Source organism: Nocardioides marmoriginsengisoli, from assembly GCF_003725695.1.
In the GTDB taxonomy this organism is placed as follows: Bacteria; Actinomycetota; Actinomycetes; order Propionibacteriales; family Nocardioidaceae; genus Marmoricola; species Marmoricola marmoriginsengisoli.
In genome coordinates, this window is sequence record NZ_RJSE01000005.1 from 274685 (window position 1) to 296263 (window position 21579).

18 protein-coding genes are annotated in these 21579 nt (G+C 72.1%); 7 read left to right on the forward strand and 11 right to left on the reverse strand.

Features of this window, described 5'->3' with window-relative positions; all coding sequences use genetic code 11:
- The first annotated feature begins 13 nt into the window (after positions 1 to 13).
- A complete protein-coding gene (locus EFK50_RS07250) occupies positions 14 to 1531 on the forward strand; it encodes a glycosyltransferase family 39 protein (RefSeq protein WP_123226891.1) in 1518 nt (505 codons plus the stop codon).
- On the opposite strand, the gene EFK50_RS07255 is transcribed toward EFK50_RS07250, so the two are convergent.
- The 4 genes from EFK50_RS07255 to EFK50_RS07270 are packed head-to-tail and all read right to left on the reverse strand — an operon-like array spanning position 1462 to position 7560.
- A complete protein-coding gene (locus tag EFK50_RS07255) occupies positions 1462 to 3981 on the reverse strand; it encodes an AMP-binding protein (protein ID WP_123226892.1) in 2520 nt (839 codons plus the stop codon). The two genes, EFK50_RS07250 and EFK50_RS07255, sit on opposite strands and share 70 nt — an antisense overlap.
- Positions 3978 to 5006 carry an ABC transporter ATP-binding protein gene (locus EFK50_RS07260; RefSeq protein WP_123226893.1) on the reverse strand — a complete coding sequence of 343 codons (1029 nt, stop codon included), beginning with the start codon at positions 5004 to 5006 and terminating at the stop codon, positions 3978 to 3980. Before EFK50_RS07260 ends, EFK50_RS07255 begins: the two co-directional genes overlap by 4 nt.
- Positions 5003 to 6538 (reverse strand): ABC transporter permease, encoded by a 1536-nt coding sequence (locus tag EFK50_RS07265; RefSeq protein WP_123226894.1) that lies wholly within the window; start codon positions 6536 to 6538, stop codon positions 5003 to 5005. Before EFK50_RS07265 ends, EFK50_RS07260 begins: the two co-directional genes overlap by 4 nt.
- Positions 6535 to 7560: an iron ABC transporter substrate-binding protein gene (locus EFK50_RS07270; RefSeq protein ID WP_246004078.1), complete on the reverse strand. Its 1026-nt coding sequence runs from the start codon at positions 7558 to 7560 to the stop codon at positions 6535 to 6537. The genes EFK50_RS07265 and EFK50_RS07270 overlap by 4 nt, the downstream gene beginning before the upstream one ends.
- Positions 7561 to 7689: 129 nt before the next feature.
- Here EFK50_RS07270 and EFK50_RS07275 point away from each other — a divergent pair, with 129 nt between their 5' ends.
- The 6 genes from EFK50_RS07275 (at position 7690) to EFK50_RS07300 (ending at position 13813) form a co-directional block, all read left to right on the forward strand.
- Positions 7690 to 9015, forward strand: a complete 1326-nt coding sequence (locus EFK50_RS07275; RefSeq protein ID WP_123226896.1) for a serine hydrolase domain-containing protein — start codon at positions 7690 to 7692, stop codon at positions 9013 to 9015.
- Positions 9016 to 9167: 152 nt separating this feature from the next.
- Entirely contained in the window at positions 9168 to 9692 is a 525-nt protein-coding gene (locus EFK50_RS07280; RefSeq protein ID WP_183407708.1) for a CAP domain-containing protein, read from the forward strand.
- A gap of 16 nt (positions 9693 to 9708) precedes the next feature.
- Complete coding sequence (locus EFK50_RS07285; protein WP_123226898.1) at positions 9709 to 10725, forward strand: alpha/beta hydrolase; 1017 nt, start codon at positions 9709 to 9711, stop codon at positions 10723 to 10725.
- A 75-nt stretch (positions 10726 to 10800) separates the two neighbouring features.
- On the forward strand, positions 10801 to 11649 hold the full coding sequence (locus EFK50_RS07290; protein WP_123226899.1) for an LLM class F420-dependent oxidoreductase: 849 nt from the start codon (positions 10801 to 10803) through the stop codon (positions 11647 to 11649).
- Between the two features lie 2 nt (positions 11650 to 11651).
- Positions 11652 to 12278: a TetR/AcrR family transcriptional regulator gene (locus EFK50_RS07295; protein ID WP_123226900.1), complete on the forward strand. Its 627-nt coding sequence runs from the start codon at positions 11652 to 11654 to the stop codon at positions 12276 to 12278.
- Positions 12275 to 13813 (forward strand): FAD-dependent oxidoreductase, encoded by a 1539-nt coding sequence (locus EFK50_RS07300; protein ID WP_123226901.1) that lies wholly within the window; start codon positions 12275 to 12277, stop codon positions 13811 to 13813. The genes EFK50_RS07295 and EFK50_RS07300 overlap by 4 nt, the downstream gene beginning before the upstream one ends.
- Positions 13814 to 13850: 37 nt before the next feature.
- Here EFK50_RS07300 and EFK50_RS07305 read toward each other — a convergent pair whose 3' ends face one another.
- From EFK50_RS07305 to EFK50_RS07335, 7 genes are read right to left on the reverse strand one after another with little or no spacing between them, the layout of a single operon-like run.
- Positions 13851 to 14186, reverse strand: a complete 336-nt coding sequence (locus EFK50_RS07305; protein WP_123226902.1) for a DUF4288 domain-containing protein — start codon at positions 14184 to 14186, stop codon at positions 13851 to 13853.
- Between the two features lie 21 nt (positions 14187 to 14207).
- Positions 14208 to 14642, reverse strand: coding sequence for an alternative ribosome rescue aminoacyl-tRNA hydrolase ArfB (gene arfB, locus EFK50_RS07310; RefSeq protein ID WP_123226903.1), 435 nt, complete (start codon positions 14640 to 14642; stop codon positions 14208 to 14210).
- Positions 14642 to 17632 (reverse strand): bifunctional [glutamine synthetase] adenylyltransferase/[glutamine synthetase]-adenylyl-L-tyrosine phosphorylase, encoded by a 2991-nt coding sequence (locus EFK50_RS07315; protein WP_123226904.1) that lies wholly within the window; start codon positions 17630 to 17632, stop codon positions 14642 to 14644. The genes arfB and EFK50_RS07315 overlap by 1 nt, the downstream gene beginning before the upstream one ends.
- 5 nt (positions 17633 to 17637) lie before the next feature.
- Complete coding sequence (locus tag EFK50_RS07320) at positions 17638 to 18975, reverse strand: glutamine synthetase family protein (protein ID WP_123226905.1); 1338 nt, start codon at positions 18973 to 18975, stop codon at positions 17638 to 17640.
- Positions 18968 to 19600, reverse strand: a complete 633-nt coding sequence (locus EFK50_RS07325; RefSeq protein ID WP_123226906.1) for a hypothetical protein — start codon at positions 19598 to 19600, stop codon at positions 18968 to 18970. Before EFK50_RS07325 ends, EFK50_RS07320 begins: the two co-directional genes overlap by 8 nt.
- Positions 19579 to 20814, reverse strand: coding sequence for a hypothetical protein (locus EFK50_RS07330; RefSeq protein WP_123226907.1), 1236 nt, complete (start codon positions 20812 to 20814; stop codon positions 19579 to 19581). The genes EFK50_RS07325 and EFK50_RS07330 overlap by 22 nt, the downstream gene beginning before the upstream one ends.
- Positions 20811 to 21557, reverse strand: coding sequence for an ABC transporter ATP-binding protein (locus tag EFK50_RS07335; protein ID WP_183407709.1), 747 nt, complete (start codon positions 21555 to 21557; stop codon positions 20811 to 20813). The genes EFK50_RS07330 and EFK50_RS07335 overlap by 4 nt, the downstream gene beginning before the upstream one ends.
- Positions 21558 to 21579 lie beyond the last annotated feature (22 nt).

The following is a 21579-nucleotide window of genomic DNA, read 5'->3' on the forward strand; positions in this document are numbered from 1 at the left end:
CTACCTTTGCTTCGTGGCAGCTGACCTGACGACCCGGAAGACGACCCGGTGGACGACCCCGAAAGCGGCACCGGCCGTGCTCTGGGCGACGATCGCCGCGGTGCTGGCGATCCGGCTGCTGCACATGCGCGACGGCGCCTCCCCCGACGAGGGCGGGTTCCTGGTCGTCGCCTCCCAGTGGCACTCCGGCGGCTCCTCGTTGTACGGCGACTACTGGGTCGACCGGCCGCCGCTGCTGATCACGGTCTTCAAGCTGATCGACCTCCTCGGCGGCGTGGTTGCGCTGCGGATCGTGGGCGCGCTGATCTGCGCCCTGACGATCTGGATGCTGCACTCCACCGCGCGCCGGGTCTTCGGCGAGCGGCCCGCGGCCTGGACGGCGATCACCGCGGGCGCCTTGCTGATCAGTCCGCTGTACGGCGCGATCGACGTCAACGGCGAGCTGATCGCGCTCCCGTTCGTGGTGCTCGGGATCCGGCTGGCCGTCGAGGCCGTCCTGGCCGAGGACGGCCTGGTCGCCCGCCTGGCCGCCCTCGGCGCCGGCATGGCTGCGGTGGCCGCGGTGCTGGTGAAGCAGAACATGGCCGACGTGGTCGTGTTCGCGGCGATCGCCTGGGTGGTCGGCTGGCGGGTGCGCCGGATCTCCGGTTCCCGGCTGCTGGCGCTGGTCGGCTTCGCCGCCCTCGGTGCGGTACTGGCGTACGCGCTGGTGATGCTCTGGGCGCTCGCCCACGGCACCTCGCCGTACGCCGCCTACGAGGCCACCTACCCGTTCCGGGTCAAGGCCGGCGAGCTGATCGCCGACGACCTGCGCACCTCCAGCAGCGAGCGACTGCGCAACCTCGTGCACGCGTTCCTCGGCAGCATGGTGCCGATCGTGCTCGCCGCGACGGCCGTCTTCGGGCTGCGCCGGTCCCGCGAACCGTGGATGCTCTTCGCACTCGCCGGTCTGCTGGCCTGGGGCGCGTTCTCGGTGCTCGCCGGCGGCAGCTACTGGCTGCACTACCTGATCGAGACCCTGCCGGCGGTCGCCCTGTCCGCCGGCGTCCTCGCTGCGGCCGCACCCCGGATCGTCCGGCCGGTCGTCGGCCTGGTCGCCCTCTCCGGGCTGATCGCCGGCACCACCGTGATCTTCTCCCCCACCCCGACGCCGGGCACCGAGATCGGCCGCGCCCTGGACGCCGTCGCCCGCCCCGGCGACACCGTGATCTCGGCCTTCGGCGACGCCGACATCCTCCGCGTCACCGGGATGCGATCGCCGTACCCGTACCTGTGGAGCCTGCCCTCCCGGGTCCGGGACCCGGAGATGACGCTGCTGCGCGGGGTCCTGACCGGGCCGGACGCGCCCGCCTGGATCGTGGTCCGCGGCCCGGGCACCGAGACCCGGTTGAAGCGCCGCGGAGCGATGGCCGAGATCACCGACCGCTACCGGAAGGTCGGCACGGTCTGCGAGCGGAACATCTACCTGCGCGACGACCTGGAGCGGAGCGCCCCGGTCACACCTGCCGGTGCGGACTGCGGCCCGCGCTGAACCAGCAGCCGCCGCCCGCGGGTGTACAGCCACCACGCCAGGACGCCGACAGCCAGCGACGCCGCCCAGGCCAGCACCGAGCTTCGGTTCTCCAGGTGCGGGTAGACCTGCCAGTGGGTGAGGTAGACGAACAGCGACGCCGAGGCCAGCAGTCCGACCAGCCGGTCCAGCGGACGCGGCACCGGGATCGTCGGGATCCACAGGATCGCCAGGATGCCGACGATGATCACCCACTCGCGCTGCAGGTCGTCGGGGATGAAGCCGAGCACGGTGACCGGCACGAGCGCGGTGACCAGCAGCCGCTGGGGCAGGGTCCGTGCCGTGAAGACCAGCCAGCCCAGCGCCACGAACCACGCGGTGCGCTCGATCGCGAACCGCTCCAGGTGCCCCGCCGAGTAGTCGAACGAGGCCCGCAGCGCCAGGGCGCCGGCCAGGACCATTCCGGCGGCGGCGAACGGGTACCGCCGGATCACCCGGTCGACGGCCGGGATCGCGACCAGCGCGGCCACACCGACGGTGGACCACAGGGCGCTCTCCAGGAACCACAGGTGCCAGTCGTCCGACCAGCCTCTGCCCCCGACGAACCCGTGCACCAGGAACACCGCGGGCCAGTTGTAGACCCCGAGAAGCAGCGTCACCGGCACCAGCCACAGCAGTACCGGGATCGCCGTGTCGCGGATCGTCCGGCCCAGCGCCAGCAGCCGGTCTGCTCGAGTCGGTGAGCTGAGCGCGAACCGCCCCAGCGCGAACCCGTACGCCGCCAGCAGCACGTGCGCGCCGCCCATCACGTTCCAGAGCTCGGTGTGCGAGCCGACGATCAGCACGATGGCGAGCGCCCGCACCAGCACCGGCGTCTCGACGGCGGCCCACCAGCGGCGGCGGCGCACTCGCAGCGCGGAGAGCTCGGCCACCGAGCAGCTGGGCCAGTCGGCCGGTACGGCGCCGAGCAGGCGCTCCAGGCGGACGTAGGTCTCGACGTACGAGAGCGAGTCGCCGCCGAGGCTGACGAAGCTGTCCTCCGGTGCGACCGGACGGCCGAAGACGATCGCGTACTCACCGCGGACGTCGACACCCGTCGTGGCCGGCAGCGGCACCTCGCCGAGCGCGGCCAGGTCCGGCTTGCCGGTCGCGGTGACCGGGAAGGCAGTCAGGGTCTGGACGGTGATCGCGTGCCCCGGAACGCAGTGCTGCCCGGCGAGCAGCTGAGCAGCACGATCCTGATCCGCCTCGTCGAGCACGAAGGCGCGGAGCCGGTCCGGGGTGGCGACCAGCCGGGCCGTGACGCCCTGCTCGGCGAGCATGGTCTCGGCATGGTCGAGGTCGAGCCGGACCCCGAACAGCTTCGCCATCCGGCTGCTCCGGCCGACGATCTCGAAGAGCCCGTCGTCGTGCTGGACCGCGAGGTCACCGGTGCGGAGCTCGGTGACGGTCCGGCCGAGAGCCAGGTCCGCCGGCGTCCGGGCGTAGCCGAGCATCACGTTGGGACCGGTGTAGACGAGCTCGCCGTCGTCGAGGCGGAGGTCGCCGCCGTCGATCGGCACCCCGATGCACTCGGGCCGGTCGGCAGCCAGGTGCGGAGGCAGGTAGGCCATCCGTGCGGTGGCCTCCGTCTGGCCGTACATCACCACCAGGTCGACACCGCAATCCGCGGCGCGCTCGGCCAGGTCGCGCACCCGTGCCGGCGGCATCCGGCCGCCCGCCTGGGTGGCCTGCCGCAGCCCGGGCTGCCGCGTCCAGTCGACGCCCGCCCGGTCCAGCAGCTCGTAGGTGTACGGCACGCCCGCGAACGATGTCGCGCCGGCCGCGGCGAACTCGTCCCAGAACTCCGGCTCGACGACCGACCGCTCGGTGAGAAAGACGCTGCCGCCGGCGTACAGGTGGCTGTTGAGCACCGAGAGGCCGTAGCAGTACTGGAACGGCAGGGTGGTGGCCGCGCGCGCGTCCGGGCCGAGCTTCAGGTACGACGCGATCGCGGCGGCGTTGGCGCGCAGGTTCTCCCGTGACAGGCGCACCAGCTTGGGGGTCCCGGTGGATCCGGAGGTGCCGAGCAGGACGGCGAGGTCCGGGTGCAGCTCGTGGGCGGAGATCTCCCGGACGCTCTCCAGCTCCCAGCCGTCCCGGCCCCGGGTGCAGCGCACGTCCGGGTCGTACTCGGCGATCAGCCGCTCCAGCTGCTGGCGCGATGCCGGCCCGGTCTGCCGCGGCACCAGCAGCACCGGGTGCCGGCCACGGAGCGCCGCCAGGTAGGTCACCAGCGGCTCGAGCTCGTTGGCGCACTCCAGCAGGATCAGCCGGCGGGCGATGCCGAGCCGGTCCGCCTGCTCGTCGACCAGCAGGTCGAGCTCGGCGTAGGTGAGGCTGCGCTCCCCCAGCACCAGCGCGACAGCATCGCCGTGCCCGGCCAGGTCGAGGACCGGCAGGTCGGCGGGGTACTCACGGAGGACGGTCACGACTCGTCACCGAACGTGACCGCGGAGCCCTCGATCACGACCCCGACCTCGTCGCCCGGCCGCGGCGTCCGCGCCGAGGGAGCGCGCGCGGTGAGCGGGGTGCCGTCGGCGAGCGCCAGGGTGACGACGACCTGGGCGCCGTAGAACCCGACCTCGGTCACCTGCCCGACGACCGCCGCGCCCGCCGCCGGGCCGAGGAGCACCTGCTCGGGCCGGATCAGCACCCGGACCCGGCCGTCGGCCGCCGCTACCGGGATGGCACCGGCCACGCACCGGGCGATGCCGCCGCTGACCTCGGCTGCGATCATCGACGCGCCGCCGACGAACTCGGCCGTCTCGGCGTCGGCGGGCCGCTCGTAGATCCCGGCCGGGCTGTCGACCTGGACGAACCGGCCCGCTCGCATGACTGCCACCTGGTCGGCGAGGGACAGCGCCTCGCCCTGGTCGTGGGTGACGATCAGCGCGGTGGCGCCGGCGTGGCGGAGCACCCGCGTGACCGCCTTGCCGGCCGAGATCCGGAGCGCGGCGTCCAGGGAGGAGAACGGCTCGTCGAGCAGGATCACCCGGGGCGCGGGCGCCAGCGCCCGGGCGATCGCCACGCGTTGCTGCTGACCGCCGGAGAGCTGGTGCGGCTGCCGGTGCGCGAGGTCGGCGGGCAGCTCGGCCAGCTCCAGCAGCTCGCCGAGCCGAGACGTCGTCCGCTCGCCGCGCGGGATCCCGAACATGATGTTGCCGGCGACGTCCAGGTGCGGGAACAGCGCGCCCTCCTGGGGCACGTAGCCGACGCCGCGACGGTCCGGGGCGACGGCGGTGCGCCCGTCCTCGACCACCCGCTCGCCGAGCGTGACCGAACCGGCGTCGGCACGGACGAAGCCGGCCACGATCCGCAGCAGGGTGGTCTTGCCGCACCCGGAGGCGCCGAGGACCGAGGTGATCGAGCCGTCGGCGACGTGCAGGTCGACGGCGTCCAGGACCCGGCGGTCGCCGTACGCCTTGACGACACCGGCAATCGTGACCGAGCTCATCGGGAGACCTCCTGGGGTCGGGCCTGCCGCGAGAGCATCACGGTGGCCGGTAGGGCGGCGAGGATCAGCAGCACGGCGTACGGCGCGGCGGCGCCGTACTGGACCGAGGACGAGGCCGACCAGAACTTGGTCGCCAGCGTGTCGGTGCCGATCGGCGAGAGCAGCAGGGTGGCGGTCAGCTCGGTGCTGATCGCCAGGAAGACCAGGGCCGCCCCAGCGCCGACGCCCGGGCTGACCAGCGGCAGGGTCACCCGCCGGAAGGTCGCCCAGGTGGACTGGCCGAGGCTGCGGGAGACCTCGTCGAGCAGCACCGGAGCGTGCTCGAGCGAGCTGCGCACGCTCACCAGTGCTCGCGGCAGGAACAGCACCGCGTAGGCGAGCAGCAGCACCGGGAGCGTCTGGTAGAGCGACGGCACCACCCGAATCGACACCGTGATCAACGCCAGCGCCACCACGATCCCGGGTAGCGCGTTCGCGATGTACGCCGCCCGCTCCAGCACCGTGCTGGCGGCACCGCGACGCCGGACGACGAGCCAGGCCAGCGGCATCGCCATCACGACCGTGACGGCCGCTCCGGCGGCGGCCAGCCCGAGGGTGCTGACCAGCGCGCCGACCAGGTCTCCCACCGGGAACGCCGTCGACGAGCCGACCACCAGCCAGTGCGTCAGCGAGTAGAGCGGCACCCCGAGGGTGAGCGCGACCAGCCCGAGGAGGCCGAGCAGCGCCAGCGGACGGAACCGGCCGAGCGGCACCGGCTCGGGCCGGCGGCCGGTCCCCCGGCCGACCCGGTCCAGCCGGCGACGGCCGCGGGCGAGCAGCTCGATCAGCAGCAGCACGATGCAGAGCGCGACCAGCACACTCGCGAGCACGGTGCCGGCATTGCTGGTGAAGCTGGACCGGTACTGGCCGTAGATCGCGGTGGTGAAGGTCGGGTAGTTCAGCAGCTGCAGGGCGCCGAACTCGGCGAGCACGTGCAGCCCGACCAGCAGCCCGCCGCCGAGGACCGCCGGGAGCAGCCGCGGCAGCGCCGCCGTCAGGAAGGCCCGGGTCCGGGAGCGGCCCAGGGACCGGGCCACCTCCTCCGGCGCGGCCTCCAGGGTCGCGAGCGCGCCGACCACCGGCAGGTACACCAGCGGGTAGTACGACAGCGAGATCACCAGGACCGCACCCAGGTAGGACTGGACGTCGCTGGTCAGCGAGACCCAGCCGTAGGAGTTCACGAACGCCGGTACCGCCAGCGGTGCCGAGAGCAGCGCGTGCCACCACCCGCGCCCGGGTAGGTCGGTCCGGCTGACCAGCACCGCCGTCCCGACGCCGAGCACGGTGGTGACCAGCACGGTCCCGACCAGCAGCTTGAGCGTGTTTCCGAGCAGCTCGCCGACGCGGGCCCGCCAGAGCAGCGCGCCGAGCTCGTGCGGTCCCATCGTCACCGTGGCGACGACCACGTAACCGAGCGGGATCAGCGCGAGAACGACGACGACGAGGCCGGTGAGCAGCAGCGGTGAGAGCTGCGGCCGACCGGTCCGGGTCATGCCAGGAAGCCGGCGTCCTGCATCAGCTCGACGACGCGGGCGCTGTCGAGGTCGGAGATGCCGACGGCCGGCGGGTCGAGCTCACCGAGCGGCTTGACCTCGCGGCCGAGCGGGACCTCCGGGTTCAGGGTGTACTCCAGGGCGTAGCTGTCCGCGATCACCTGCTGGCCGTCCTTGCTGGTCAGGTAGTCGACGAACTTCTCGGCGTTGGCGTTGTGCTTGCCGTTGGCGAGGACACCGGCACCAGAGGTGCTGACGAAAGCGCCCGGGTCCTTCTTGCCGAAGAAGTGCAGCGCGGTGTTCTTGCTGTTGTCGCCGGCCTCTTCCTGGTCGCGGTACCAGTAGTAGTGGTAGATGATCCCGGTCGCGGTGTCGCCGTTGTTGACCGACTTCAGGACCACGTTGTTGCCGTCGTACACGGTGCCGTTGGCCTTCAGGCCGGCCAGCCACGCCTTGGTCGCGGGCTCGCCCTTGAGCGCGAGGACGCCGGCCACGATCGCCTGGAAGTCGGCGCCGGTCGGCGAGAACGAGACCTTGCCCTTCCACTCGGGCTTCGCCAGGTCCATCAACGAGGCCGGCAGGTCGGCCTCCTGGACCTGGGCGGTGTTGTAGACCAGCACGGTCGAGCGGCCGGCGAACCCGGTCCAGTGCCCGTTGGTCGGCCGGTACTGCGCCGGGATCCTGTCCAGCGTGGTCGCGGGCAGCGGGGCGAAGAGGCCCTTCGCGTCGACGACGGCCATCGCCGGGGAGTTCTCGGTCAGGAAGACGTCAGCCGGCGAGCGCTTGCCCTCGGCGACCAGCTGGTTCGCCAGCTCCAGGTCCGAACCGTTGCGCAGCTCGACCTTGATCCCGGTCTCGGCGGTGAACTTCTTCGCCACCGCCGCGATCAGCTCCTCGTGCTGGGCGTTGTAGACGACGACCGAGTCCTTGTCGTCGCCACCGCAGGCGGCCAGGACGGGGACGGTCAGAGCGGCCGCGATCAGGGCGGCGGCCACACGCTTGGAACGGAGTCGGGCGAGCACGTCGTACCTTCCGATAAGTTTAGGATTGCCTAACTTTAGGTGATTCCACAGCGAACGCATAGCCACGCCCATGTGACGGACGTCCCGTCGAGATCGGACATTCCGGACGGCGGGCGGTACCCTCGCGCCATGCGCCGCTCCCGGAAGATCGCGCTCACCGCGCTCGCCGTCGTCCTCGTCCTCCTGGTCGGCGGATACTGGTACGAGCGGCCGATGCTGCTGACCGGCACCGGGTACGCCGCGCACAACGCCTGCGCCCTGGCCGCGATCGCGGACCGCGGCGATCCCGGGGACGACCTGCCGCCGAACCCGCTGGTCCCGGTGCTGAAGACCCGGACCTCCGGCACCGAGACCACCGCCGGCATCCTCGGCGTCCTCGCGAAGAAGCACGCCTGGGCCACCTCCGGCTACGGCTGCACCCTCGCCGAGGAGCGGCCCCGGTTCCCGGCCGCGTCCACGGTCAGCGCCACCGGCAACCCGTACGCCGGCGCGACGGCCCCGACTCCCCCGGCCGCCGTGTCCGCCGCCCTGGAGCGGGCGTTCGGCGAAGACCTGTCCGCGAGCGCACGCAAGGATCTCGGCACCCGCGGCGTGGTCGTGCTCAAGGACGGCGACCTGGTGGCGGAGCGCTACGCGGACGGCTTCGCGGCGACCACGCCGCAGCTCGGCTGGTCGATGACCAAGAGCGTCACCAGCCTGCTCGTCGGCCGGCTGGTAGCCCAGGGCGACGTGGGACTCGACGACGACCACCTCCGGCCGGAGTGGAAGGACCGCCGGGCCGGCATCACCGTCCGGCAGCTGCTCCAGATGACCAGCGGCCTGCACTGGGACGAGACCTACTCGCTCGGGACGCCGATCACCCGGATGCTCTACCTCGAGCCGGACATGGGCCGCTACGTCGCCTCGCAGGAGCTCGACCACGACCCGGGCACGTACCTCCAGTACTCCAGCGGCAGCACCACGCTGCTCTGCTCGATCCTGGCTCCGAAGCACGGCGGCGCCGACTTCCCGAGGCGCGAGCTGTTCGCGCCGCTCGGACTCGCGAGCGCCGTCCTGGAGCCGGACGCCGTCGGCACCCCGGTCTGCAGCTCCTACCTCTGGGCGACCCCGCGGGACTGGGCCTCGATCGGGCAGTTCGCGCTCCAGGACGGCGTCTGGAACGGCGCTCGCCTGCTGCCGACCGGCTGGATGGCCGAGACCACCAAGGCCGTCGTGGTCCCGAAGAGCGAGGAGGAGGGCTACGCCTCGGGCTGGTGGGCCAATCAGCAGGCGGACGGCTCCCTGGTCGAGCCGACCCTCCCGGCCGACACCTACTTCGCGGAGGGGCACGACGGCCAGTGGCTGGTGGTCGTGCCGTCGCACCGGCTGGTGATCGCGCGGCTCGGCTTCACCCCGACCGAGGTCGACGACCGGGTGGTCTCGACGACCGCGGCGCTGATCGCGGCGCTCGGCTGAGGTCCGGAACACCGTCACGAACTGACATTTCGGACGTCCCGGTAGTGGGACGGGGCTCAGCTGGGAGCCTCCGCCGCCGACGGCTGGGGACGAACATGGGAATTGTCCGGAATACCCTGCGGACAGATCAGGACATGCGCCACAGTTGGCGCATGTCGACACGGACCGGCGCCGCGCGCCGATTCTCAGCGATCCTCACGGCGCTCCTCCTTCTCGGCCTGGTCGGCCTCCCCGCCGCCACCGCCGCGACGCCGGCACCCTCGTCCGACCGGACCGCCTCGCTCACGACGGCCCAGTTCGAGGCCAGGCTGGTCGCGCTGACCAACGCCCGCCGTAAGAAGGTCGGCTGCCCGGCGTACAAGGTGCACACGGCGCTGGTCAGGTCGTCGCGGCTGCACACGCAGCGGATGGTGGAGACCGGGTCGTTCCTGCACCGGGTGGCCCGCGAAGCCAGCCTCGGCACCCGGATCTCCCGGGCCGGCTACAAGAACTGGAAGGCGCTGGCCGAGAACATCGCCTGGGGCAAGGGCGTGTCCCCGGCGAAGGTCTTCTCGCTCTGGGTGAACAGCCGCCCGCACCGCGCCAACCTCGACAACTGCAAGCTCCGCGACCTCGGGTACGGCGTCCGCTACGAGGGCCGTCAGGTCTGGGTTACCGGGGACTACGGACGCCGCTGAGCCCTACGCTGCCCGGGTGAGCCTCGTACGACGCAGCCTCCGCCTGGCCCTCGCGATCCTCGGCGCGGTCCTGGTCAGGGTCCTCGCCCGCCTGTCGCCGCAGCGCTGGTGCCCGCCGGCGATCAGCCTCCGGCTCTTCCGGCTCACCTCCGAGCCGGCGTCCACGATCACCGCCGCCGACCTGCGCAGCCGGCTCCCGGAGGGCGGCCGGCGCACCCGCACCGATCTCGAGTACGCGCCGGGGTCCGGCCGGCACGGCCGCTTCGACCTGGTGCTCCCCGACGGCCCCGGGCCGCACCCGCTGGTGGTCTGGCTGCACGGCGGCGGGTGGCACTTCGGCGACAAGGCCGACGTCCTGCCCTACCTGGAGCACCTGGCGACCCGGGGCTTCGCCGGGGCTGCGGTGAACTACCCGCTGGCGCCGGAGAGTCGCTACCCGGCCGCGCCGCGACAGGTCAACGAGGCGGTCCGGCACCTGCTCGCGCACGCGGACGAGTACGGGATCGACCCGTCCCGGGTGGTCCTGGCGGGCGACTCCGCCGGCGCCCAGGTGGCCGCCGAGCTGGCGGTACTGACCACCAGCCCCGGGTACGCCGCCCGCACCGACCTGGCGCCGGCCCTGGCTCCCGAGCAGCTGCGCGGGGCGCTGCTCTTCTGCGGGATCTTCGACCCCACCGGCCTGGACGACTCCAGCCGGATGTTCGAGGCCGTGCTCGAGTCGGCGATGTGGTCGCTGACCGGCACCCGGCGGTGGAAGGACAGCGAGGTCTGCGAGCGGATGAGCGTACGGACCCATGCCACGGCCGCGTTCCCGCCGACCTTCCTCTCGGCCGGCAACCAGGACCCGCTGACCCGGCGCCAGACCCCGCCGATGGCGCTGCGGCTCGGTGAGCTCGGAGTCGCGCTGGACGAGTACTACCCGGGCGACGAGGCGGCACCGATCAACCACGAGTTCCAGTTCTGGCTCGGGACGCCGGAAGGAGCCGAGGCGTTCGAGCGCGCGGTCGCCTTCCTGGAACGTGTCGCCGGTTAGCTCTTCCAATTCTCATTGAGTCCTCTATGATTCTGGCCGACACCCGCGCCGGCGGGGGAACCAGGAGACGACTTCATGCGCCACGGCATCGTGCTGTTCACCAGTGACCGCGGGATCACCCCCGCCCAGGCGGCCCAGGGTGCCGAGGACGCCGGGTTCGACACCATCTACGTCCCCGAGCACACCCACATCCCCGTCAAGCGCGACGCCGCGCACCCGGGCACCGGCGACGAGACCCTTCCCGACGACCGCTACATGCGCACCCTGGACCCGTGGGTCTCGCTGGCGACCGCCGCCGCCGTCACCTCGAAGATCCGGCTCTCCACCGCCGTCGCGCTGCCGGTCGAGTCCGACCCGATCACGCTGGCCAAGACGATCGCCACGCTCGACCACCTCTCCGGCGGACGGGTGAGCATCGGGGCCGGCTTCGGCTGGAACACCGACGAGCTCACCGACCACCACGTGCCGGCGAACAAGCGTCGTACGGTGCTGCGCGAGTACCTGGAGGCGATGCGCGCGCTCTGGACCCAGGACGAGGCGTCGTACGACGGCGAGTTCGTGAAGTTCGGGGCCTCGTGGGCCTGGCCGAAGCCCGCCCAGGCGCACGTCCCGGTGATCATCGGCGCCGGCGCCGGCCCGAAGACGTTCGCCTGGATCGCCGCGAACGCCGACGGCTGGATGACCACGCCGATCGAGTCCGACGTACCGGCGAAGGTGGCCGCGCTGAAGGAGGCCTGGGCCGCGGCCGGCCGGGCCGGCTCCCCCGAGATCCACGTGCTGATCGCGATGCGGCCCTCCCCCGAGGACCTGGCTGCCTGGGAGGAGTGCGGCGTCACCGAGCTGATCTGGGGGCTGCCGGACAAGGAGACCGACGAGGTCCTCGCGTTCATCGCCAAGCACGGCGCGCGGCTCGGTCTGAGCTGACCTTGAACGAGACCGCTGTCTCGGCGAAGGGGACCCGCCTGAACAAGCGGGGCCTGGAGACGCGTCAGGCTCTGCTGGCCACGGCGGTGGAGTGCCTGGCCGACGGCGGACCGGAGTCGGCCAGCGCCAGCCTGATCGCGCGCGAGGCCGGCGTCACCTGGGGGACTGTGCAGCACCAGTTCGGTGATGTCGACGGACTCTGGGCCGCGTTGCTGGAGCACCTGCTGCGCGACGGGTCCGTCGCCGTGCTACCGGTGCCGGCGTCCACGGACGTCGGCGAGCGGATGGAAGCCGTCGTCGGTCAGCTCTGGACGGCGATGGACCTGCCGACCGTCCGGGCGATCCACCACCTGCGCCTCGCGCTCCCCCGCCAGCGCGACGAGCTCGAGGCGGCGTACCCGCTCACCGCCGCCGCGATCGGGCGCTGGGACGTCGCCTGGACGGCGACCATGGAGCAGGCCTTCGCCGGACTCGACCTGGATCCCGTCCGGCTGTCCCGGGTGCGGAGCCTGCTGCCGGGCGCGATGCGCGGCCTGCACAACGAGCAGTACCTGAGCACCTACACCGATTCCGCCGAGGCCCGTCGCGGCCTGGTCGATGCCCTCAGCAGCTACCTGGAGAACCGATGACCGAGACCTCGAACCCGACCAGCGACTACGACGTGATCGTGGTCGGATCCGGCGGCGGCGCCCTGACCGCCGCGTACCTGGCCCAGAAGAAGGGCCTGCGCACCGTCGTGGTCGAGAAGACCGAGTACGTCGGCGGCACCTCGGCGTACTCCGGCGGCGCCTGCTGGCTGCCCGGGTCCGACGTGCAGCAGCGCGCCGGTATCGCCGACTCGACCGAGTCCGCGCGCACCTACCTCGGGGCGCTGCTGGAGGACCCGGACGTCGCGAAGATCGAGGCCTTCCTCGCCGAGTCGCCGCGCTTGGTCGCCGAGTTGGAGGCCGACGACGCCTTCGCCTTCGAGTGGCTGCCGTTCCCGGAGTACTACGACGCCCCCGGCCGGGTCTCGTGGGGCCGGTCGATCCAGCCCACCAACCTCAAGCGCGCCGAGCTGCCCGAGGAGGTCGCCGCGCTGGTCCGGCCGCCGGTCGAGCTGGACCGCGCTGGACTGCCCGGACGGAACACGCTGTCCGGCGGTCAGTCGCTGATCGCCCGGCTGCTGCACGCGTTCACCCGCGACGGCGGCACCGTGCTGACCGGGCACGCGGTGGACGGGATCGTCACCGAGGACGACCGGGTGACCGGGGTCGAGGCCAGCACCGCGGGCGGCCAGGTGATCCTGACCGCGAGTCGTGGCGTGGTGATCGCGTCCGGCGGTTTCGAGCACAACCCCACCTGGCGGACCCGGTACGGCGTCCCCGGCGACTCGACCTGGTCGATGGCTCCCGAGGGCACCAACCTGGGCGAGCCGATCGCCGCCGCGATGAGCATCGGCGCCGCCACCGACCTGCTCGACCAGGGCTGGTTCTGCCCCGGGCTGGAGCACCCCGACGGGCACGGGTCGTTCACCCTGGGCTTCCGCAGCGGCGTGATCGTGAACTCCTCCGGGAACCGGTACGCCAACGAGTGCCTGCCGTACGACCGGTTCGGCCGGGAGATGGCGGCGTCGACCGATCGCATCCCGTCGTGGTTCGTCTTCGACTCGCGCGAGGGCGGCCGGCTCCCGGCGATCGCGATGCCCGAGGGCGACCCGGCTGCCCACCTCGCCGCCGGAACCTGGGTGCAGGCGGACACGGTGGCCGAGCTCGCCGAGAAGGTCTCGCTCCCGGACCTGGAGGCCACCGTCGAGCGATTCAACGGCTTCTGCGAGACCGGGGTCGACGAGGACTTCGGTCGCGGCGGCGACGAGTACGACACCTTCTTCGCCGGCGGCGAGGGCCCGAACAAGGCGCTCGTCGGCGTCACCCAGGGACCGTTCTTCGCGGCCCGCTTCGTGCTCTCCGACCTCGGCACCAAGGGCGGGATCGTCACCGACACCGCCGGCCGGGCGCTCCGCGAGGACGGGACGGTGCTGGCCGGCCTCTACGCCACCAGCAACTCGGCCGCCTCCGCCTTCGGGGCCTTCTACCCCGGCCCCGGCGCCCCCCTCGGCACTGCCATGGTCTTCGCCTCCCTCGCCATCCAGGACCTCGCCGAGCAGGCCCAAGTCGTCGGTTGAGCAGGCCCGAACCGTCGCCAGCCGGTCGCGCCCGGACTCAGTCCTCGTGGCTGGTGCGCTCGTCACCGCTGTCGAAGAACGTGTCCAGGTAGTCGTCGGGCTCGAGCTCGCTGTCCCGCATCAGCGAGAAGATCTCGGCACCGTCGGACGGGTCGTCGAAGAGGTGGAAGCACTGGGCCAGGCCCAGGTAGTTGACCTCGACCTCCTCGATCGAGGCCGCGTAGGCGAGCGCCTCGACCTCGGCGCGCTCGATCGCCTCGTCGGCACTCGTCGCCTGCCAGAGCGTGATCCGCTCCTCGTAGGTGGTCTCGTCCTCGTTGTCGGCCTCCGACCCGAAGACGCACCGCACCGCGTACCAACCCAGATCGCTCATGGGTCCATCGTCCCAGAGGACCTATTCGTCGGTCACGCGGCCGCGCAGGTCCTTGGTCCGGCCGCGCTGCTTCTTCGCCTCCACCCGGCGGCGCTGCGAGGCCTTGCTCGGCTTCGTGGGACGCCGGGGAGGCGGCGGTGGCGCGACGGCGGCGCGCAGGATCGCGACCAACCGCTCCCGGGCGGCACCCCGGTTCCGCAGCTGGGACCGGTGCTCCGAAGCCGTCACCGAGATCGGTCCCGGTGGCAGCGCCCGCAGGATCCGGCGCAGCTGCGGCTCGGTGAACGCCGTCGAGGCGGCCGGGTCGAAGAGCAGCTCGACCCGGGTGTCACTGGTGTTGACCGACTGGCCGCCGGGCCCGGGCGAGCGCGAGAAGCGCTCGACCAGCTCCCCCGCCGGGATGGACGTCCCGGTCGGCAGCCCCGGCCCGGGCGGCACGACCAGGTCCTCGGCCATCAACTCCCCCAGAACACCCGGTCGACCACGCCGAGCGCGCGCCGGGTGGTCCGCTGGTAGTCGTTGACCATCGCCGTCGACTCACCCTGGCCGTAGCCGAGCACCTTGGCGACCGCGGCGCGCTCGCGCGGGTCGGTCGGCAGCTGGTCCGAAGGCTTGCCGCGGACCAGGACCGCGGCGTTGCGGGCCCGGCTCGCCAGCAACCAGGCGTCCCGCAGGATCTCGGCGTCCTCGGCGGCGATCAGGTCGTGCGCGACAGCGGCATCGAGAGCCGGCAACGTCTTCGTCGTCCGCAGCTCCGGTACGGCGCCCGCGTGCTGCAGCTGAAGAACCTGGATCGTCCACTCGACGTCGGCCAGCCCACCGCGACCGAGCTTGAAGTGCGTCGCCGGGTCGGCGCCGCGCGGCATCCGCTCGTCCTCGATCCGTGCCTTGATCCTCCTGATCTCGACCAGGTCGTCCTCCCCGAGGCCGGCTGCCGGGAAGCGCAACGGGTCGATCAGTTCCCGGAACCGGTCCTTGAGGTCCTCGTCGCCGCAGACCGGCTCGGCACGCAGCAGTGCCTGCGCCTCCCAGACGGCCGACCACTTCGCGTAGTACGCGGCGTACGCCTCCAGGGTCCGGACCATCGCCCCCTGCTTGCCCTCGGGGCGCAGGTCGGCGTCGATCTCCAGCGGCGGGTCGGTCGCCGGCAGGGCCAGCAGCCGGCGGAGCTCGTTGACCACCGCCTGAGCCATGCTGCTCGCCTCGTGGGCATCGGCCCCGGGATGCGGATCGTGCACGAACATCACGTCGGCGTCGCTGCCGTAGCCCATCTCGTAGCCGCCGTACCGGCCCATCGCGATGATCGCGAACCTGGTCGGCAACGGTCGCCCGCGCTCGGCCTCGACGGCCTCGATCGCGATCCGCAGCGACGCCTCCAGGGTCGCGTCGGTCAGGTCGGTGAGCGCGTACCCCACCTCGGCGACCCCGAAAGGCACGCACAGGTCGGCGGCGCTGATCCGGAGCAGCTCGCGACGGCGGATCGCCCGGATGCTCCGGATCGCTTCGACCGGGTCGCCACGACGGGACGCGTTCGCGAGCATCTCGGTCTGCAACGCGTCCCGGGTCAGCGGCCGCAACGAGTCCTCACCACCGAGGATCTTCACGCCTTCCGGCTCGCGCTCCAGCAGGTCGGTGGCGTACCGGCTGGTGGCCAGCACCTGGGCCAGTCGTTGCGCGGTCTCGCCCTCGTCGCGCAGCATCGTCAGGTACCACGGCGTACTGCCCAGCGTGTCCGAGATCCGCCGGAAACCGAAGAGTCCGGCGTCAGGATCCGGCGCGTCCGCGAACCACTCCAGCAGCACCGGCAGCAGGGTCCGCTGGATCGCCGCCGTCCGGGAGACCCCGCTGGTCAGCGCCTCCAGGTGCCGCAGCGCCGCGTCCGGATCGGTGTAGCCGAGGGCCGCGAGCCGTTCCTTGGCCGCCTCCGTGGTCAGCCGGGCACCGTCGCCGGGGATCCGGGCGACGGCGGCCAGCAGCGGACGGTAGAAGAGCTTCTCGTGCAGCCGACGGGCCTCCCGCCGGTGGTGCCGCCACTCCTTCTCGAGCTCCAGGACCGGGTTGCGCAGGTGGCCCAGGGATCGCCCGAGCCGGCGCAGCGCCGCCTCCGCCTCCGGTACGACGTGGGTACGGCGCAGCTGGAAGAGCTGGATCCGGTGCTCGAAGGTGCGTAGGAACGCATACGCCTCGTGCATCGTCCGGCCGTCCTCACGGCCGATGTAGCCCCCCGCGGTGAGGCTGGACAGCGCGCTCAGCGTGGTCGGCTGGCGGACCTTGTCGTCGGTGCGACCGTGCACGAGCTGCAGCAGCTGGACCGCGAACTCGACGTCCCGCAGGCCGCCCGACCCGAGCTTGAGCTGGCGCTTGGCCTCGTTGGCCGGGATGTGCTCGAGGACCCGCCGGCGCATCGCCTGGACGTCGTCGACGAACCCGTCGCGCTCGGCGGCCTGCCAGACCATCGGGCCGACGATCTCGACGTACTCCCGGCCGAGCTCCAGGTCACCGGCCACCGGCCGCGCCTTGAGCAGCGCCTGGAACTCCCACGTCTTCGCCCAGCGTTCGTAGTAGCCGCGGTGACTGGCAAGGGTGCGCACCAGCGGTCCGGACTTCCCCTCCGGGCGAAGGTTCGCGTCGACGGGCCAGATCGTGCCCTCGGCGGTGTGGTCGCCGCAGACCTGGATCAGCGTCGAGGCCAGGTGGGTCGCGACCCGCAACGCCGCGGACTCCTCGACGCCGTCGGCGGGCTCGGCCACGAAGATCACGTCGACGTCGCTCACGTAGTTGAGCTCGTGCCCGCCGCACTTGCCCATCGCGATCACCGCGAGCCGGCAGCCGGCCGCCTCGTCACCCACCTTGGCGCGCGCGATCGCCAGCGCGGCGTCCAGGGTGCCGGCCGCGAGGTCGGAGAGCTCGGCGGCGATGTCGTCCATCCCGACGTGGTGGGCCAGGTCCCGGCTCGCCAGCCGGAGCAGCACCCGGCGGTACTCCACCCGGAGCGCGTCCACGGCGGACGCGTAGTCGGACCCGGAGACCGGCCGTGCGGCCAGCGGGTCGGCCCCCACCGCGGCCACCAGCCCCGCACGCACCGCGTAGGCGGCCGGCCGGGTGGAACCGAGGGTCGGGTCCGTCAGCTCGTGCCAGTGCTCGGGGTGCCGCACGAGGTGCTCGCCGAGGGCAGCGCTCATCCCGAGCACCGAGAGCAGCCGCATCGCGGTGCCCTCGTCCTCCTCCAGCGCCTGGATCAGCACGTCACCGTCGGCGGCGGCCGCGTGCAGCCGGACCAGGGCGTCCAGCGCCAGGTCGGGGTCGGCGGTACGCCCCAGGATCGCGACCACCGGGGAGGCCGGCGGGCCGAGCTCGGACAGCCGTGCGGCCGCGACGTCGGTCTCCTGGAAACCGAGTCGGGCCAGGCTCCCTGCGGACAGGAAGTTCGATCCCTCGCGAGGCATGGCGACTAGATGACCGGCAGCATTCTGTCGCGCTCGAAGGCCGAGACCTGGCCGCGGTACTCCTCCCACTCCTGGCGCTTGTTGCGCAGGAAGAAGTCGAAGACGTGCTCACCGAGGGTCTCGGCGAGCAGCTCCGAGCGCTCGGCGATCCCGATGGCGTCGTACAGGCTCTTGGGGAGCTGCTCCAGGCCGAGCGCCTGGCGCTCGCGGTCGGTCAGCGACCAGACGTCGTCCTCGGACTCGCGGGGCAGCTCGTACTCGCCCTCCAGCCCCTTCATCCCGGCCGCCAGCACCACCGCGAACGCGAGGTAGGGGTTGCAGGCAGCGTCGATGGTGCGCAGCTCGATCCGGGTCGACTGGCCCTTGTTCGGCTTGTACATCGGCACCCGGACCATCGCGGAGCGGTTGTTGTGCCCCCACGAGATGTACGACGGGGCCTCGCCGCCGCCGATCAGCCGCTTGTAGGAGTTCACCCACTGGTTGGTGACTGCGGTGATCTCGGCGGCGTGGTGCAGGATGCCGGCGATGAAGTGCCGGCCGGTCTTCGAGAGCTGGTACTCCGCCCCGCCCTCGAAGAAGGCATTCCGATCGCCCTCGAAGAGCGAGACGTGGGTGTGCATCCCCGAACCCGGGTGCTCGGTGAACGGCTTCGGCATGAAGCTCGCCCAGACGCCCTGGCTCAGCGCGACCTCACGAACGACGGTGCGGAACGTCATGATGTTGTCGGCCGTCGAGAGCGCGTCGGCGTAGCGGAGGTCGATCTCCTGCTGGCCGGGTCCGCCCTCGTGGTGGCTGAACTCGACCGAGATGCCCATCGCCTCGAGCATCGTGATCGCCTCACGCCGGAAGTCGGAGCCGGCACTGGTGGCGGTGTGGTCGAAGTAGCCGCTCTGGTCGACCGGCACCGGCGGCCGGCCCGGCTCGAGCGCGCCCTTGAACAAGTAGAACTCGATCTCCGGGTGGGTGTAGAACGTGAAGCCCTTGTCGGCGGCGCTCTGCAAGGTGCGCTTGAGCACGTACCGCGGGTCGGCGTACGACGCGGAGCCGTCCGGCATCGTGATGTCGCAGAACATCCGCGCGGTTGCCGGGCCGTCGCCGCGCCACGGCAGGATCTGGAACGTCGAGGGGTCCGGGCTGGCGAGCATGTCCGCCTCGGTCACCCGGGCGAAGCCCTCGATCGCCGAGCCGTCGAACCCGATGCCCTCGGAGAAGGCGCCTTCGAGCTCGGCCGGCGCGATCGCGACCGACTTGAGGTAGCCGAGGACGTCGGTGAACCACAACCGCACGAACCGGACATCGCGCTCTTCGAGCGCGCGGAGTACGAAGTCTTCCTGCTTACCCATGGGGGCAACGATAGGGGTATCTCGTTACCGCTGGGTGACGAGGCCGCAACCGGTTGCTGCCCCACCGGACGTAGCCGACGAACCCGAGCGCGATCAGGCTCCCGACCACGACGGCGACCAGGCCCTGATCGAAGCGCCACGGGTTGCCGGTATCACCGTAACGGCGGACGTTCACCACGATGTGCACCATCGCCGCCGCGCCGAGGACGACCGCACCGCGACCGATCACCGAGGACAACCCGAAGGCCCCGACGACCATGATCATCGTCGCCGGGGCCAGCGCCGGGAGACCCGAGACCAGGTCGACGACGTGGACGCACGCACCGGCGGTCGCTGCCACCGTGACGCACCACGCCGCGCGCGCGGCGTAGACCTGGGACGTGGCGTGCTGCGCGGGCAGCCCGTTGATCGCTGCCTGACTGGTCACCAGGGCGAACAGCGCCGGCATCAGCTGCCAGACCGGAAGCGCGCGTTCTGTCCCCGGCACCGGCAGCAGGCCGTCGGCGCCGACGGTGAGCAGCGCCGTCAGCACGACCGTCACGATCAGCACGACCGGACCGTCGTGGGCCACGAACCACGCCGCTGCCGCGCTCCCCCTGCCCCTCACCGGGTCGGCTGCGTCCACGGCAACGAGATCCGGTCGAACGCGCAGGACCGGAGCTGACCGAACGTCGCCGACACCCAGCTCGTCGCAGCTTCGCCGTCCGCCTCGGCGAGCCAGCGCCGGGCTTCGGGCTCGGAGGCCACCGGGTCGTGCCCCGTGCGCACCAGCAACCAGTCGACGATCAGGTCCCGACCGTCGAACGCGCCGTCAGGCGGTGCCTGGCGCGGATCGGTCCAGGCCGGACAGGCGGCCGGCGTGGCCACGTTCCGCAGGCCGGTCCCGAGTCGCAACCGGGCGTCGCCCTCCACCGCGTCGATCATCCCGGCGGTGACCGGTGGTCGATATCCGGGCAGGAGCTCCTCGTACCGCGTCGGAAGGTCCACCCCGATCTCACGCAGCTCCTCGATGCCGGTCCTCATCGTTGTCGCGGTCGCACTCAGCGCGCGTCGCTCGGACGGCGAGAGGCAGATCCGTGGCGCGGTCCCCACGCAGGCATCCGGTCGCTCTCCGGAGGCCTCGAACCGCTGGTGATGCGTCGAGCCGAGCGTCGCGCCGAAGATGACGACCGTCACGGACACCCCTCCGAGCAGCACACCGCTCCACGAGAGCGGCGTCCGCACCAGCACCCCGAAAGCAAGCGCCAGGCAGATCAGGATCAGCAGGATCATCTGCACCGCCCAGGTCCTCGGGTCGTACACCAGACCGGCGAGCGACCCGGTGGTCGGGCCGGGACGGAGCAGCGCCGCGTAGGGGTGCGGCCCGAACGCGCCGAAGACGAAGACGGTCGGGCCGACCAGCACTGCCGCCATCGGGTGCTGCCAGAGCCTGATCGCGAGTACGCCGAGCAGCGCCCCGACGGCGAGCACCAGCGGCCCGATCAGCGCAGCCCACCACGGGGCCGGACCTCCGTGCGGGACGGCCAGGGTGACGAGGGCGGCGCCCACGGCCGCGGTCAGGTACAGCGCTGCCGACCAGAGCCAGGCACGCTGTGCGCTGAGCAGCAGGACCAGCCTTCCGCGGAGGGTCGAGTCGGTCAGCTCCGCCATCCGCGTCTGGCCGAGCGCGATCCAGGCAGCGAAAGCGGCGGTCAGCGGTGCGGTGAGCACCGTGCCGCCGGTGACGCTGTCGATGGTCCACATCCACTGACCGGGCCACGGCGCCCCGAAGGCGCAGAGCACGTACACGTTGAGCGCAGCCAGCGGGAGCAGGAAGATGCCGCCGGTCCAGCGATTCACGTGGCCACCCGCTCGGACAACAGACTCAGGAACGCCGCCTCGTGGGCACTCAGCCCACTGCCGGCGGCGACCAGTCCGGCTCCGCGCGCCCCCAGCTCGTCGATCGACCCGTCGAAGACCAGCTGTCCGCCGTCGAGCATCAGCACCCGGCGCGCCACGGGCACCAGGTCCTCGATGAGGTGGCTGCTGACCACCGTCGCGCAATCCGGCCGGGTCCGCCCGATCAGCTCACGCACCCGGACCCGTTGCTCGGGATCCAGGCCCGCGGTGGGCTCGTCGAGGACGAGCAGCTCGGGCTCCCCCAGCACCGCCTGGGCGAGCAGGAGTCGGCGGAGCATCCCGCCGGACAGGCTGCCGACGCGGGACCTCCCCCGGCCGGTCAGATCAGTGGCGACGAGCGCCTGATCGATCAGGTCGGGTCGCTGCCGTCGGCCGTAGCCCCGCAGCCACGCCATGTAGGCGAGGAAGTCGCGCACACCCAGCCCTCCGGGGATGTCGAGGGACTGCGGCATGTAGCCGATGCGGCGCCGTACATCCGCGAGCTGGTGCGCCGGATCCGAGCCGAACAAGGTCAGCGACCCGGACCGGGGCAGCAGCGTCGTGCTGAGCAGCCGGAGCAGGGTCGACTTCCCGGCACCGTTGACGCCGACCAGGCCCGTCACCCCGGGAGCCAGGCTGAACGTGACGTCGATGAGGGCGTCGTGCCGCCCGTAGCGGTGGCTCAGGTCTCCAGCCTGAGCCACCGCCACAGCTGCCGAAGGCAAG

What these genes read in the sequence shown, in the direction of transcription:
- EFK50_RS07260 (WP_123226893.1), bottom strand. Translation starts at nt 5,006, where the DNA reads ATGAGCTCGGTCACGATTGCCGGTGTCGTCAAGGCGTACGGCGACCGC.
- EFK50_RS07265 (WP_123226894.1), bottom strand. Translation starts at nt 6,538, where the DNA reads ATGACCCGGACCGGTCGGCCGCAGCTCTCACCGCTGCTGCTCACCGGC.
- EFK50_RS07275 (WP_123226896.1), top strand. Translation starts at nt 7,690, where the DNA reads ATGCGCCGCTCCCGGAAGATCGCGCTCACCGCGCTCGCCGTCGTCCTC.
- EFK50_RS07280 (WP_183407708.1), top strand. Translation starts at nt 9,168, where the DNA reads ATGTCGACACGGACCGGCGCCGCGCGCCGATTCTCAGCGATCCTCACG.
- EFK50_RS07290 (WP_123226899.1), top strand. Translation starts at nt 10,801, where the DNA reads ATGCGCCACGGCATCGTGCTGTTCACCAGTGACCGCGGGATCACCCCC.
- EFK50_RS07300 (WP_123226901.1), top strand. Translation starts at nt 12,275, where the DNA reads ATGACCGAGACCTCGAACCCGACCAGCGACTACGACGTGATCGTGGTC.
- EFK50_RS07305 (WP_123226902.1), bottom strand. Translation starts at nt 14,186, where the DNA reads ATGAGCGATCTGGGTTGGTACGCGGTGCGGTGCGTCTTCGGGTCGGAG.
- arfB (WP_123226903.1), bottom strand. Translation starts at nt 14,642, where the DNA reads ATGGCCGAGGACCTGGTCGTGCCGCCCGGGCCGGGGCTGCCGACCGGG.
- EFK50_RS07315 (WP_123226904.1), bottom strand. Translation starts at nt 17,632, where the DNA reads ATGCCTCGCGAGGGATCGAACTTCCTGTCCGCAGGGAGCCTGGCCCGA.
- EFK50_RS07320 (WP_123226905.1), bottom strand. Translation starts at nt 18,975, where the DNA reads ATGGGTAAGCAGGAAGACTTCGTACTCCGCGCGCTCGAAGAGCGCGAT.